Annotated in this window: 13 protein-coding genes; 6 read left to right on the plus strand and 7 right to left on the minus strand. The window is 65.7% G+C overall.

The annotated features are described in order from the left end of the window. Positions 1–24 precede the first annotated feature (24 nt). The 6 genes from fliM (at position 25) to fliR (ending at position 4,092) form a co-directional block, all read left to right on the plus strand. The gene (fliM, locus tag U5A57_RS30090; RefSeq protein ID WP_321915380.1) at positions 25–1,023 is read left to right on the plus strand and encodes a flagellar motor switch protein FliM; all 999 of its coding nucleotides are present in this window, start codon (positions 25–27) and stop codon (positions 1,021–1,023) included. Continuing rightward, on the plus strand, positions 1,016–1,480 hold the full coding sequence (fliN, locus tag U5A57_RS30095) for a flagellar motor switch protein FliN (RefSeq protein ID WP_321915331.1): 465 nt from the start codon (positions 1,016–1,018) through the stop codon (positions 1,478–1,480). The genes fliM and fliN overlap by 8 nt, the downstream gene beginning before the upstream one ends. Then, positions 1,477–2,139, plus strand: a complete 663-nt coding sequence (gene fliO / locus U5A57_RS30100) for a flagellar biosynthetic protein FliO (protein WP_321915332.1) — start codon at positions 1,477–1,479, stop codon at positions 2,137–2,139. The genes fliN and fliO overlap by 4 nt, the downstream gene beginning before the upstream one ends. A 102-nt stretch (positions 2,140–2,241) precedes the next feature. Next, positions 2,242–2,985, plus strand: coding sequence for a flagellar type III secretion system pore protein FliP (fliP, locus tag U5A57_RS30105; RefSeq protein WP_321915381.1), 744 nt, complete (start codon positions 2,242–2,244; stop codon positions 2,983–2,985). A gap of 10 nt (positions 2,986–2,995) precedes the next feature. Then, complete coding sequence (fliQ, locus tag U5A57_RS30110) at positions 2,996–3,268, plus strand: flagellar biosynthesis protein FliQ (RefSeq protein WP_321915333.1); 273 nt, start codon at positions 2,996–2,998, stop codon at positions 3,266–3,268. A 32-nt stretch (positions 3,269–3,300) separates the two neighbouring features. Beyond that, positions 3,301–4,092 (plus strand): flagellar biosynthetic protein FliR, encoded by a 792-nt coding sequence (gene fliR, locus U5A57_RS30115; RefSeq protein ID WP_321915334.1) that lies wholly within the window; start codon positions 3,301–3,303, stop codon positions 4,090–4,092. Between the two features lie 80 nt (positions 4,093–4,172). Here the strand turns inward: fliR and flgL are convergent, their stop codons facing one another. From flgL to flgG, 7 genes are all read right to left on the minus strand, one after another. After that, complete coding sequence (flgL, locus tag U5A57_RS30120) at positions 4,173–5,417, minus strand: flagellar hook-associated protein FlgL (RefSeq protein WP_321915335.1); 1,245 nt, start codon at positions 5,415–5,417, stop codon at positions 4,173–4,175. An 11-nt stretch (positions 5,418–5,428) separates the two neighbouring features. Continuing rightward, complete coding sequence (gene flgK / locus U5A57_RS30125) at positions 5,429–7,450, minus strand: flagellar hook-associated protein FlgK (RefSeq protein WP_321915336.1); 2,022 nt, start codon at positions 7,448–7,450, stop codon at positions 5,429–5,431. Positions 7,451–7,665: 215 nt separating this feature from the next. Beyond that, a complete protein-coding gene (locus tag U5A57_RS30130; RefSeq protein ID WP_321915337.1) occupies positions 7,666–8,427 on the minus strand; it encodes a flagellar brake protein in 762 nt (253 codons plus the stop codon). 279 nt (positions 8,428–8,706) lie between these two features. Next, positions 8,707–9,717 carry a flagellar assembly peptidoglycan hydrolase FlgJ gene (flgJ, locus tag U5A57_RS30135; RefSeq protein WP_321915338.1) on the minus strand — a complete coding sequence of 337 codons (1,011 nt, stop codon included), beginning with the start codon at positions 9,715–9,717 and terminating at the stop codon, positions 8,707–8,709. Between the two features lie 10 nt (positions 9,718–9,727). Continuing rightward, positions 9,728–10,888, minus strand: coding sequence for a flagellar basal body P-ring protein FlgI (locus U5A57_RS30140; RefSeq protein WP_321915382.1), 1,161 nt, complete (start codon positions 10,886–10,888; stop codon positions 9,728–9,730). Between the two features lie 32 nt (positions 10,889–10,920). Beyond that, a complete protein-coding gene (locus U5A57_RS30145) occupies positions 10,921–11,634 on the minus strand; it encodes a flagellar basal body L-ring protein FlgH (protein WP_321915339.1) in 714 nt (237 codons plus the stop codon). A gap of 35 nt (positions 11,635–11,669) precedes the next feature. Continuing rightward, positions 11,670–12,458 carry a flagellar basal-body rod protein FlgG gene (gene flgG, locus U5A57_RS30150; protein ID WP_321915340.1) on the minus strand — a complete coding sequence of 263 codons (789 nt, stop codon included), beginning with the start codon at positions 12,456–12,458 and terminating at the stop codon, positions 11,670–11,672. Positions 12,459–12,464: the final 6 nt, after the last annotated feature.

Genomic DNA, 12,464 nt, shown 5'->3' on the forward strand with positions numbered 1-12,464 from the left:
GATGGAGGGCCAGTCATCATGACGATGGGTCACGACGAGTTCATGTCCCAGGAGGAGGTCGATGCCCTCCTCAAAGGCGTCACCGGCGAAGTCGATTCCGATTCGAACGGCTCCGAGAAGCAGGGCGTACGTCCCTACAACATCGCGACGCAGGAACGTATCGTCCGCGGCCGGATGCCCGGCCTCGAAATCATCAACGAGCGCTTTGCGCGCCTGTTGCGCGTCGGCATCTTCAATTTCATGCGCCGCACCGCCGAAATCTCGGTGGGTCCGGTGCGCGTGCAGAAGTACAGCGAGTTCACCCGCAACCTGCCGATCCCGACGAACCTGAACCTCGTGCACGTAAAGCCGCTGCGCGGCACGTCGCTGTTCGTGTTCGACCCGAACCTCGTGTTTTTCGTCGTGGACAACCTGTTCGGCGGCGACGGGCGCTTTCACACGCGCGTGGAAGGCCGCGACTTCACGCAAACCGAACAACGCATCATCGGCAAGCTGCTCAATCTCGTGTTCGAGCACTACACGACCGCGTGGAAGAGCGTGCGGCCGCTGCAGTTCGAATACGTGCGCTCCGAAATGCATACGCAGTTCGCAAACGTTGCCACGCCCAACGAGATCGTGATCGTCACGCAGTTCTCGATCGAGTTCGGTCCGACGGGCGGCACGCTGCACATCTGCATGCCCTACTCGATGATCGAGCCGATCCGCGACGTGCTCGCCTCGCCGCTGCAAGGCGAAGTGCTCGACGTGGACCGCCGCTGGGTGCGCGTGCTCTCGCAGCAGGTGCAGGCCGCCGAAGTCGAGCTCACGGCCGACCTCGCGCAGGTGCCCGTGACGTTCGAGCAGATCCTGAACATGAAGAAGGGCGACGTGCTGCCCATGAACGTCGCGGAACACATCACCGCCAAGGTGGACGGTGTGCCCGTGATGGAGTGCGGCTACGGAATTTTCAATGGTCAATACGCGTTGCGGGTCCAGAAGATGATCAGCGCAGCCGACACGATGAAGGAAGGTGGATATGAGTGACGTAAACGCCACGAGCGCAGACGAGCCGGTGCTCGACCCGGGCTTTGCGGAGGCCGCGGCGCAGGATGCAGGCGGCGAGTCGTCGCTGGACGACTGGGCGAGCGCGCTTGCCGAGCAGAACAGCAACGACGCACCGGCCGCGCAGCCCGCGGCCGTGTTCCAGCCGCTCTCGAAGGTCGATTCGACCAAGACGGCCAACGACATCGACATGATTCTGGACATTCCCGTCCAGATGACCGTGGAGCTTGGCCGCACCAAGATCGCCATCCGCAACCTGCTGCAACTCGCGCAGGGCTCGGTCGTGGAACTGGACGGCATGGCCGGCGAGCCGATGGACGTGCTCGTGAACGGCTGCCTCATCGCCCAGGGCGAAGTGGTGGTCGTGAACGACAAGTTCGGTATTCGTCTCACCGACATCATCACGCCGTCCGAGCGGATCCGGAAGCTGAACCGATGAAACGCGAGGCTGTTCCCGGCGTCGCGACGGGCGTTGTCTCTCGCGCCAACGCACGACGCGCGGGCAAGTCCCGCGGCGCGCAGGCGCTGCGCTTCTCGTGGCGCCTCGCCGTGCACCTCTCGCTCGCCGGCGCCGCCGTTTTCGCGGTCATGAGCGCGCGGGCCGCCGACCTTCAGGCGGTCAACGAAGCCACGCGCGCGGCCGCCGGTGCCGCGGGTACGTCGGGCGCCTCCGCCGTGATCGCCGGCAGCGCGGTTCCCGCGCTCGGTTTCGGCGCGGTCGTGCAGACGGTGCTGGGTCTCGCGCTCGTGATCGGCGTGGTGTTCGGCTGCGCCTGGCTCGCACGGCGTCTCGGCCTGCAAGGCGGCCCGAAGAACGCGCTCGTGAAGACCGTGGGCGGCGCATCGCTCGGCGGCAAGGAGCGCGTGGCCGTGGTCGAGATCGGCGACACCTGGCTCGTGCTGGGCGCAGCGCCCGGCAACGTGCGCCTGCTTCATACGCTACCCGCGGGCGAGCTTCCCGCAGGCGTCGCGGCGGCGGCTCCCAACGCCCCCGCCCTCTCGGGCACTTTCGCACAGCGCTTTCGTGACGCGCTGAAGAGCGAAGCGAATAAACGCATCAGCGCGCGTTTCATGCGTCACGACGGCGGAGCGCAGTAAATGCACGGCAGTTCCCTTCATGCGCCGAACGCGGGCGGCGAAGCCCACGCACGCGCGGCTACCCTCGCCAAGATCGCCAGAACGGCGCTCCCGTTTGCGCTGATGCTCGGTGCGGGCGCCGTCGCCCTCGCGCTGCCGCACCTCGCGCACGCCCAAAGCGTGGCCGGTCCGCAAGGTCTGCCCGCCTTCAACACGAGCCCGGGCCCGAACGGCGGCACGACCTACTCGCTGAGCGTGCAGACGATGCTGCTGCTCACGATGCTGTCGTTCCTGCCGGCGATGGTGCTGATGATGACGAGCTTCACGCGCATCATCATCGTGTTTTCGCTGCTGCGCCAGGCGCTCGGCACGACGACCACGCCGCCCAACCAGGTGCTCGTGGGCCTCGCACTCTTTCTCACGCTGTTCGTGATGTCGCCCGTGCTCGACAAGGCCTACAACGACGGCTACAAGCCGTTCTCGGCCGGCACGATTTCGATGGACGACGCCGTGGCGCGCGGTGTGGCGCCGTTCAAGACGTTCATGCTGCGGCAGACCCGCGAGTCCGACCTCGCGCTCTTTGCGCGCATCTCGCACGCGGCGCCCATGCAGGGCCCCGAAGATGTACCGCTCACCCTGCTCGTGCCCTCGTTCATCACGAGCGAGCTGAAAACCGGCTTCCAGATCGGCTTCACCATCTATATTCCGTTTCTCATCATCGACCTGGTGGTGGCGAGCGTGCTGATGTCGATGGGTATGATGATGGTCTCGCCCGCGACGATTTCACTGCCCTTCAAGCTCATGCTGTTCGTGCTGGTGGATGGCTGGCAACTGCTGATCGGCTCGCTCGCGCAGAGCTTCAGCTAAGGAGCCCACGATGACACCCGAAATGGTCATGACGATTGCCCACGAGGCAATGTACGTCACGCTCCTGCTAGCCGCCCCGCTGCTGCTCGTCTCGCTCGCCGTGGGTCTCGTGGTGAGCCTCTTCCAGGCCGCCACGCAGATCAACGAAACCACGCTCTCGTTCATCCCCAAGCTGATTGCCATTGGCGTCACGCTCGTGATCGCCGGCCCGTGGATGCTCTCGACGATGATCGATTACATGCACCGCATGTTCACGAGCATCGTCTCGGTCGCGGCGGGCTAGCGCCGCCGCCGCGCGGCTTTCCGGCACGCTCCATGTTCACCGTCACCTACGCGCAGCTCAACGCCTGGCTCACGGCATTTCTCTGGCCGTTCACGCGCATTCTGGCGCTCGTGGCGGTCGCGCCCGTGTTGGGCAACCGCTCGGTACCCACGCGCGTGAAGATCGGCCTCGCGGGCTTCGTCACGCTGATCGTCGCGCCCACGCTCGGCGCCATGCCGCAGGTCACGGTGTTTTCCGCCGAGGGCGTGTGGATCCTCGTCAACCAGTTCCTGATCGGCATCGCGCTCGGTTTCACGATGCAGCTCGTGTTCGCGGTCGTGACCGCGGCGGGCGACATGATGAGCCTCGGCATGGGCCTGGGCTTCGCGAGCTTCTTCGACCCGCAGGCCAACACCAGCACGCCGGCGCTCTCCTCGTGGCTGAACATGATGGCGATGCTCACTTTCCTCGTGTTCGACGGCCATCTGCAGATGCTCGCGGCGCTCGTCGCCACGTTTCAGACGCTGCCGGTCACGGCGAGCGTGCTGGGCGCCTCGGGCTGGAACCTCATGGCCAACTATGGCGCGACGATACTGACTTCGGGCCTGCTGCTGTCGCTGCCGGTGGTGGTCGCGCTGCTCATCACCAATCTTTCGCTCGGCATTCTCAACCGCGCGGCGCCGCAGATCGGTATCTTCCAGATCGGCTTCGCGCTCACGATGCTCGTGGGCATGCTGCTCGTTCAGCTCATGATGCCCAACCTGATTCCCTACTTCGCGCGCCTGTTCGACAGCGGCATCGACCAGATGGGCCGCGTGGCTGCCGGGTTGAAGCCGCCTGGTTGAAGCCGATTCGCTAACGCGGGCAAGGCAATAAAAAAGCGGACCGAAGTCCGCTTTTTTTTCGACCGCTCAATGCCGCGCGTTCAAGGATTGATGTACTGGAACAGCGAGAGATTCTGCGTGGCGGCAAAGCTCTTCTGCGAAGCCGTGAGCGCGTTCGAGAGCTGCTCGAACTGGCTGATCGCGGCCACCGTGTCGGTGCTCGTGAGGTCGGAGAGGTTCGAGGTGATCTGCAGCGAGTTGGTCGAGGTGACCGTTTGCAGTGCCTTCACTTCCTGCTCGCGGCCGCCCACCGAAGCCTGCACCGTGATCACGTTCGAGAGCGAGTTGCCGATCTGCGAGAGGCCGGTGTTCAGCGCGTTGTTGAGGTTCGCGACCGCAGCCTGGGAGCCGCTCGTGGGCGTGTTCAGCGCGGCGATGATGCTGTCGATGCTCGCGAACACGTCCGTGTTCTGCGACGACGTGGCGGGCGTGACCGAGAACGAGTCGCCCGCGGCGGGCGTACCCGAGAACGTCACGCTCATGCCCGAGCCGAGCGAAACGGCGCTGCCTTCCGTGTAGTTGGCCGCCGCCGTCGTCGTCGCCGGGCTCGCGCTGTTGTCGGTCACCGTGTAGGTGAGCGCGCCGGTCGTCGGATCGGTGGCGAACGCGATGGAGTAGTTGTCGTTGTTGGTCGCCTGCGTCGGATCCGTCACCGTCACGCCGCTGATCACGCCCGTACCCGTGTTCGACGAACTGCCCGAGGCAATATTGGCCGAACCCACGGCTTGCACGCTCTGGAACACCGTCGTGCCCGTGTCGCCCACGGCGATGTTGCGCGTGCCGGCCACCTGCATCACACGCTGGCCCGCGTCGCCGTTGTAGGTCACGCCGCCGCCCGACTTGTTCGAGAACACCTGCGAGGTGCTCTGGAAGCCGGAGAAGATGTAGTTGCCCGCGCCGTCCGTGGTGTTGGCGAGCGTGAGCAGCTGGTCGCGGTCGCCCTGCATCTGCTGGGCGATCGCCTGGCGCGCCTGGTCGGTGAGCGAGCCGTTCTGGGCCTCGATGATGAGCGAATGGATGCTCTGCATCGTGTTCGTCACGCTCGTGAGCGTCGTGTCCTCGAGCTGCAGCGCGGTCAGCGCCGTCGTCTGGTTCGCCGAGTACTGCGTGAGCGTCGCGCTCGTGGCGGAAAGCGTCACGGCCTGCGCCGCGCCGAGCGGATTGTCGGCCGGGTTCGAAATGGCCACGCCAGTCGAAATCTGCTGCTGCACCTGGAGGAGCTGGGACTGCTGGTTCTCCATCGTCGACACGCTGGAGGCGAAAATCTGGGAAGTCGCGATACGCATGGATTAGCGCCTCACTGGAAAATGCCGATCAGGGTCTGGAACAGCGACGCCGCCGTCTGGATCACCTTGCTGTTGGCCTGATAGAGCTGTTGGTACTGCAGCAGGTTTGCGGCTTCCTCGTCGAGGTTCACGCCCTGCACCGACTGCTGCTGCGACGTGAGCTGCGTCACGAGCGACTGCTGCGACGTGTTCGACGCCTGCAGCTGGCTAGCGGCGTTGCCGATCGTGTTGACGTAGTTCGCGTACGCCGTGGTCAGCGTGGTCGATCCGCTGAACGCCGTGCTCGACGTGAGGTTCGCGATCGCGAGCGCGTTGCGGCCGTCCTGCGTGCCGCTCGCGTTACCCGCCACCGTGAACGAATCGCTGTTCGAGGGCGTGCCCGTCATCGTGAAGCTGATGTTGGTCGCGGTGCCGTTGGCGCCGGTCGAATCGGTCAGATTCGTGATGGTGTACGTCGCGCCCGTGGTCGGGTCGTACGGCACGCCGGTCACGGGCGGCGTCGCGGTGCTGTCGATCGTCACGGAACTCGTCGTGCCGCCTGCCGTAATCGACACGGTCGTGCCGTCTGGCAGGCCCGTCAGCGTGCCCGTGGTCGAATCGTACGAGAGCGTGACTGGCAGATTCGTCGTCGAATAGCCCGTGCCCACCGCGCCTTGCGTGACGTTGGCCGTGCCGGCATTCGTCGTGGCCGCCGAAACGACCACCGGCGTCGCCGCCGCGATCGACGCGGGGTCGCTGGTGGCGACGGAGAAACTCGCGAGCGCGCCGGCCGTCGGCTGGATCATGAACGAGTCGCCTGCGCTCACCGTGCCCGAAGGCGTGATCGAGAAGCCGCCGATCGTGATCGGCGCCGTGCCGTTCGGCTGGCTATCGACCAGCGTGTTCGTCGCCGTGTCGGTGAGGTTCCAGTTCGTGCCGTCGTAGCTCAGCTGGTAGTTGTCGGTGAGCGGCGACGTGCTGTTCGTGAGCGTCGCGCTGACCGTGGTCTGCGTGTCGGGGTTCGTCGAGCTGGCCGTGACGAGCGGGTTGCCCACCGTGAACAGATTGCCGCCCGCGCCGCCCGAGAGCGTGAGGCCGAGTGCGTTCTGCGAGTTCACCTGCGCGGCGAAGCTCGTGACGATCGCGCCGAGCTGCGACTCCGCCGGATCGAGTGTGGTCGAGACGAACGATACCAGGCCGCCCACGGTGCCGCCTTGCAGCGCGGCCGAGGTGAGCACCTGCGGCGTGCCTTGCGAGGCGGCGCTCGCGCCGTTCAGGCCCTGCCACGCCACCGTGAGTTCCTGCGGATTCGTGCTCGAAGGCTGCGTCGTGAGGTTGTAGCTATTGCTGCTCACCACGAGCGGCTGGCCGTTGCCAAGGAACACGCTGTAGCTGCCGTTGCTCTGAACGACCTGCACGCCGACCAGCTGCGAAAGATTCGCGACGGCTTGATCGCGCTGATCGAGCAGCTGGTTCGGCTGCTGGCCGCCTGCGCTCGCGGACGTGATCTGCGCGTTGAGGTTCGCGATCTGCTGCGTGTAGGTGTTGATTTGCGATACGGCGCTCGTGAGCTGCGTGTTCACGCTCTGGCGCATGGAGTCGTACTGCGAGCTCGCGGCGTTGATCTGGGTAGCGAGCGTTTGCGCGTCGGAAAGCACGGTCTGGCGCGCCGCGGTGTCCGAAGGCGAATTCGAAACGTTCTGCAGGCCCGTGAAGAAGTTCGTGATCGCGGTCGCGATACCCGAGGTCGGGCTGCCCACGAGATTCGAAAGCTGCGTGGCGAGGGTGTACGACGCCGAGTACGCGCTGCTGGTCGACTGCGCGTTGTTGAGCGCCGTCGTGAGGTACTGGCTGTAGGCGCGCTGCACGGTCGCGGTCGTGACGCCGCTGCCGATATAGCCGCTCGACGTGTACTGACCCGCCGATTCCTGGTACACCGGCGTCTCGACGGTGTAGCCCGCGGTCGTCGAGTTGCTGATGTTCTCGCCGGTGGTCGAGATGCCAATCTGCGCTGCCTGCAGGCCGCTCAGACCGATCGAGAAAATGTTGGACATGCGTGATCCTCGAAAACGGCCCGCCCCCCTGGCAAACCGCGTGATGTACTCACGGTATAACGGCAGCGCCCTTCAAAAATTGAGCGCCTGATGAGCCCGAAAACGTTAGCGCGCGTGCGTGTGCACATGCGCGCCTGTCCCGTGGCGCAGCGAACCGGCGCAATCTGCATTGCGCCGGCCAGATGATGCGGATCGTGCGGGTGAGGCGGTACGGATCAGGCGCGAGCGAGCGCGCGGCGCTTCATCTCGAGCTGCGTGATATAGCGCTGCAGCGTGTTCTCGGCGGAGCCGGGCAGCGCGTCGAAGCGAAAGCCCATGTGATAGCGGCGATCGCCGTTGGGCAGGTCGATGAAGCGCAGCACGACGAGCCCGAGATCCACGCGCAGCTTGCCGTGCGCGCGCAAGTCGAGCTCGACGTCGGGCAGCACGAGGCCCATGGAGAGATCCGCCACACGCGCGTCGGTCGTGCGCAGCCCGAGGCCGCCAAGCGAGAGGTCATGCACCTCGTAGGCGAAGCGCGGGCCGCCGCTCGGCAGTTCGCCGCGGCAGATGCACGGCTCGAGCACGGGCGTGTCGACGCGGAAATACTCGCGCCGCTGCACGTAGAACAGCACTTCGGGGAAGTCGGCTTCGAACGCGGGGCGCCCTTCGAACTCGGTGCGCCGCGGCGTGGCCGTCTTGAACTCCACGCGCACGCCGTCGGGCGAAGCGTGGAAGTGGGACTCGGGCGCGGCGAGCACGCCCGTGTTCTGCTCGGGCAGCGCGCCCCAGTCGAACACGAAAGTGCGCTCGCGTCCGTTGACGGCCAGAATGCGCGTGACGAGCTGTCCGCCGCGATACTGGAGCGTCAGGAAGTCGCCGCGATTGACGAGATTGCGTAGCTGGACGCCGATCTCGAGCGGGTTGCGGCGCCCAAAATCGTGAGCGCCTTCCGCGTCCCCGCCTGCTTCCTGTGGATTCGACTGAACGGTATTCATGGGCCTGCCGGAAATTCGTGAACGTGCCAGCGCGCCTGCGGACCCTTTCCGCGCGCGCCGTTCGGGCGGTCTGACTGCCCGATTGCTTTTCCATCTCGCCTGCATTAGCGGCAGGCATTACGAAAAATTTAGGGATTCGGCCTAAAAAAAGTGGGCTTTATCCCTGCATGAAACACGCGTGTGCAGCTTCTTCCGGCAACTGCGCCGAGGCAACGTTTGCGACAGCCCAACTGACGCGAACCGCGACGCCAGCGGCGTTGCCCGCCGTCGAGTCGGCCGTCAGGCCATCCGCTGCATGATGGTCAGCAGCTTTTTCGCGTAGTGCGGGTCGGTGGCGTAACCCGCGCGCTGCATGCCGTGCGCGAAGCCCTCAGCGCTCTTCGAGCCGTTGATCACCGACGCGTAGCGCGGATTGCTCTTGAGCAGCGACGCGTAGTCGGTCATCGCGTCTTCGTACGAGTCGTAGGCGCGGAACTTCTCCACCACGCGATGCGGCTGGCCGTTCACGTACTCGGTCGTGACCGTCGAGACGGTCTTGCCGGTCCAGTCCTTGCTCGCCTTGATGCCGAAGACGTTGTGGCTCGTCGAGCCGTCGGCGTTCTTGATCTCGCGCTTGCCCCAGCCCGATTCGAGCGCGGCCTGGCCGAGAATGAAGCGCGCAGGGATGCCCGTGGTCGAGCTGGCCTGCTGCGCGGCGTTGGCGAGCTTGTCGACGAACGCGTCCACCGAGGCGTCGCCGTTGCCCTTGACGGGCGGCGTGAGCGCACTGTTGCCGCTGTAGCCCGAACCGTTGGCGAGCGCGCCGTTGGCCGCCGCGTTGCCGTAGGCGCGGCCGAGCGCATTGAGCATCGCGAGGTTGCCCTCGTTCGCGTCCTTGCCCGAAAGCCCGGAGATCGCGCCCGCCATGCCGCCCGCGCCGCCCGCCCCGCCCGCCCCGCCTGCACCATCGGCGCCGGCCGCGCCGCCCATGCTGCGCATGAGTTGCTTGAGCATCGCATTCGCCACGCCAATGCCCTTGTTCGACATCTGCTGCGCGAGCTGCTGGTCGAGCATCGAGGTGAACTGCTTGCTGTCGTTCGATTCGAGCGGGCTGTCGTCGGGCGTCGCGTCGCGCATGCTCTTGAGCATCATCTGCGTGAAGACCGCGTCGAACTGCTTCGCGGCCATCTTCGCGCCCTGCTGGGGCGAAGCGTTCGCCGCGGCGCGCATCGAGTCGAAGCCCTGCACGTCGAGTGCAAAGCGGTTGGTGAGGTCGAGGCTGCCGCCGCCGATGTTGTTCGTATTATCCAAGTTACACCCCTTAGATGATCTCGAGGTCGGCGCGCAGTGCGCCTGCTGCCTTCATCGCCTGCAGGATCGACATCAGGTCCGCCGGCGTCGCGCCGAGCGCGTTGAGCGCCTTCACGACTTCGGCGAGATTTGCGCCCGCCGTGACGAGCTTGAGCGATCCGTTGTCCTGCTTCAACTGGATCTGCGACTGGCGTGTCGCCACCGTCTGGCCATTGGAGAACGCGCCGGGCTGGCTCACCGCCGTTTGCGTGTTCACGACGACCGAGAGATTGCCGTGCGCGACCGCGCAGCTCTCGAGCGTGACCATCTGGTTCATGACGATCGAGCCGGTGCGCGCGTTCAGGATCACCTTCGCAGCCGGCGTGGCCGGGTTCACGTTGAGGTCCTGGATCTGCGCGATGAAACCCACCTGCGAGGCCGGATCGGCCGGGCCGTGCACCTGGATCGTGCGGCCGTCGAGCGGCGAGGCCGTGCCCGGGCCGAACATGTTGTTGACGGCCGAGACGATGCGCTGCGTCGTGTCGTAATCCATGTCGTTGACGGTCAGCGTGAGGAGGCCGCCCTGCTGCGAGACCGGCGAGATCACCGAGCGCTCGATGATCGCGCCGCCCGAGATGCGGCCCGCCGCGAGCTGGTTCACCTGCACCTTGCTGCCGTTGGCCGAGGCGCCCGCGCCGCCCACGGCCACGTTGCCCTGCGCGAGCGCATAGACCTGGCCGTCCGCGCCTTTGAGCGGCGTGAGCAGCAGCGTGCCGCCGCGAATGCTCTTCGCATTGGCGAGCGACGACACCGTGATGTCGATTTGCTCGCCCGGCCGCGCGAACGGCGGCAGCACGGCCGTCACCATCACCGCGGCGACGTTCTTCAGCTGCATGTTGTTGAGCGTCGAGGAGGAACCCGACGAGCTCGACGTGTTGTTGATCGAGATGCCGAGGTTCGCGAGCATGTTCGCGAGCGTTTGCGTGGTGAACGGCGCCTGGGTCGTCTGGTCGCCGGTGCCGTCGAGACCCACCACGAGGCCGTAGCCGATGAGCGGGTTGTCGCGCACGCCCTGGAAGGTCGCGAGGTCTTTCACGCGCTCGGCGCGCGCGGGCGTCGCATAGGCGACGAGCGCGCCGCACGCAACGACGAAACCGAACGCCACGCCCAGGGCGGCGAGCACGTCCTTCATGCGCGAGCGGCGCGAACGATGGAAGCGGATCTTTACCATGGCGCGATGTTCAGGAAGAAGCGTTGCAGCCAGCCCATCGTCTCGGCTTCGTCGATCACGCCTTTCGCGGAGTATTCGATCTTCGCGTCGGCGACGTCGGTCGAGAGCACGGAGTTGTCTCCGGCAACGGTGTTCGGATTGACGACGCCGGAAAAGCGCACGTATTCATTGCCCTGGTTGATGAGCATCTGCTTCTCGCCGGACACGACGAGATTGCCGTTGGGCAGCACGTTCGTGACGGTCACGGTGATGACGCCCGTGAACGTGTTCGAGGCGTTCGCGCCGCCCGTGGCGTCGAACTGGTTCGCGCCCGTCGTATTCAGGTTCGCGCGGTTGAAGAAGCCCGGCAGGAAGTTCGCGGTGCCCGCTACGCTCGTGCTGGTGCCGCGCTTGGTGTTCGCGCCCGATGACTTGGTCGCGTTGATGTTTTCGGAAATGACGATCGTGAGGATGTCGCCGGTATTGCGCGGACGCTGGTCCTCGAAAAGCGGCCGACCCGCGTAGCCCGGATTGTAGATGGCGCCCGGCGAATTGTTCGTGGGCGGCGGGGGCGGCACGGCCGTCATCGGCTGCTGCACGATGGGTTGCCGGTTGGGAATGTAGGCGCAGCCCGCCAGCATCGCGAGCGCCACACCCGCCACGAGCGCTCGGGCATGGCCCGGCCGCCGTGCGCGGATGCGAGGATGGTTTCGAACGGACTGCGACATATTCTTCACCGACTTGATTGACCAGGGACTCAGCCTCAGACCTGCATCTGGCTGAGGGTTTGCAGCATCTGGTCAGAAGTGGTGACCGCCTTGCTGTTGATTTCGTAGGCGCGCTGCGTCTCGATCATGTTCACGAGCTCTTGCACCACGTTCACGTTCGACGATTCCACGTAGCCCTGGTTGAGCGTGCCCGAACCGTTCTGGCCCGGCGTGGAAACCGTGGGCGCGCCCGACGACGCCGTTTCCGACATCAGGTTCTGCCCGTTCGACTGGAGACCGGCCGGGTTGATGAACATGGCGAGCTGAAGCGTGCCGATGGTCGTGTTGTTGGCCGTGCCCGGCGTCGTGACCGTCACCACGCCGTCGCTGCCGATGGTGAGCGAGGTGGCGTTGGCTGGCACCGTGATCGCCGGGATCACCTGGTAGCCGCTCGCCGTCACGAGCTGGCCTTGCGAGTTGGTCTGGAACGAGCCGTCGCGCGTATAGGCCGTCGTGCCGTCGGGCATCTGCACCTGGAAAAAGCCCGCGCCGTTGACCGCCACGTCCTTCGAGTTGCCGGTCTGCTGCAGGTTGCCCTGCGTGTAGAGACGCTCGGTCGCCACCTGCTGCACGCCCGTGCCCACCTGGCTGCCCGAAGGCAGTTCGGTTTGCTGGGTGGAGTTCGCACCCGGCTGGCGCAGCGTCTGGTACATGAGGTCCTCGAACACCGCGCGCGAGCCCTTGAAACCATTGGTGCTCACGTTCGCGAGGTTGTTCGAGATCACGTCCATCTGCGACTGCTGGGCCTGCATGCCGGTGGCGGCGATGTAAAGCGATCGGTTCACGGTGTC

It is taken from the genome of Paraburkholderia sp. J11-2 (assembly GCF_905220185.1).
Lineage (GTDB): Bacteria > Pseudomonadota > Gammaproteobacteria > Burkholderiales > Burkholderiaceae > Paraburkholderia.

Excerpts from the sequence above, each read along its gene's own strand:
- fliN (WP_321915331.1), top strand. The coding sequence starts at position 1,016 with ATGAGTGACGTAAACGCCACGAGCGCAGACGAGCCGGTGCTCGACCCG.
- U5A57_RS30140 (WP_321915382.1), bottom strand. The coding sequence starts at position 10,888 with ATGAAGGACGTGCTCGCCGCCCTGGGCGTGGCGTTCGGTTTCGTCGTT.
- U5A57_RS30145 (WP_321915339.1), bottom strand. The coding sequence starts at position 11,634 with ATGTCGCAGTCCGTTCGAAACCATCCTCGCATCCGCGCACGGCGGCCG.
- flgK (WP_321915336.1), bottom strand. The coding sequence starts at position 7,450 with ATGTCCAACATTTTCTCGATCGGTCTGAGCGGCCTGCAGGCAGCGCAG.
- flgL (WP_321915335.1), bottom strand. The coding sequence starts at position 5,417 with ATGCGTATCGCGACTTCCCAGATTTTCGCCTCCAGCGTGTCGACGATG.
- fliR (WP_321915334.1), top strand. The coding sequence starts at position 3,301 with ATGTTCACCGTCACCTACGCGCAGCTCAACGCCTGGCTCACGGCATTT.
- fliO (WP_321915332.1), top strand. The coding sequence starts at position 1,477 with ATGAAACGCGAGGCTGTTCCCGGCGTCGCGACGGGCGTTGTCTCTCGC.
- fliQ (WP_321915333.1), top strand. The coding sequence starts at position 2,996 with ATGACACCCGAAATGGTCATGACGATTGCCCACGAGGCAATGTACGTC.
- fliP (WP_321915381.1), top strand. The coding sequence starts at position 2,242 with ATGCTCGGTGCGGGCGCCGTCGCCCTCGCGCTGCCGCACCTCGCGCAC.
- fliM (WP_321915380.1), top strand. The coding sequence starts at position 25 with ATGGGTCACGACGAGTTCATGTCCCAGGAGGAGGTCGATGCCCTCCTC.
- U5A57_RS30130 (WP_321915337.1), bottom strand. The coding sequence starts at position 8,427 with ATGAATACCGTTCAGTCGAATCCACAGGAAGCAGGCGGGGACGCGGAA.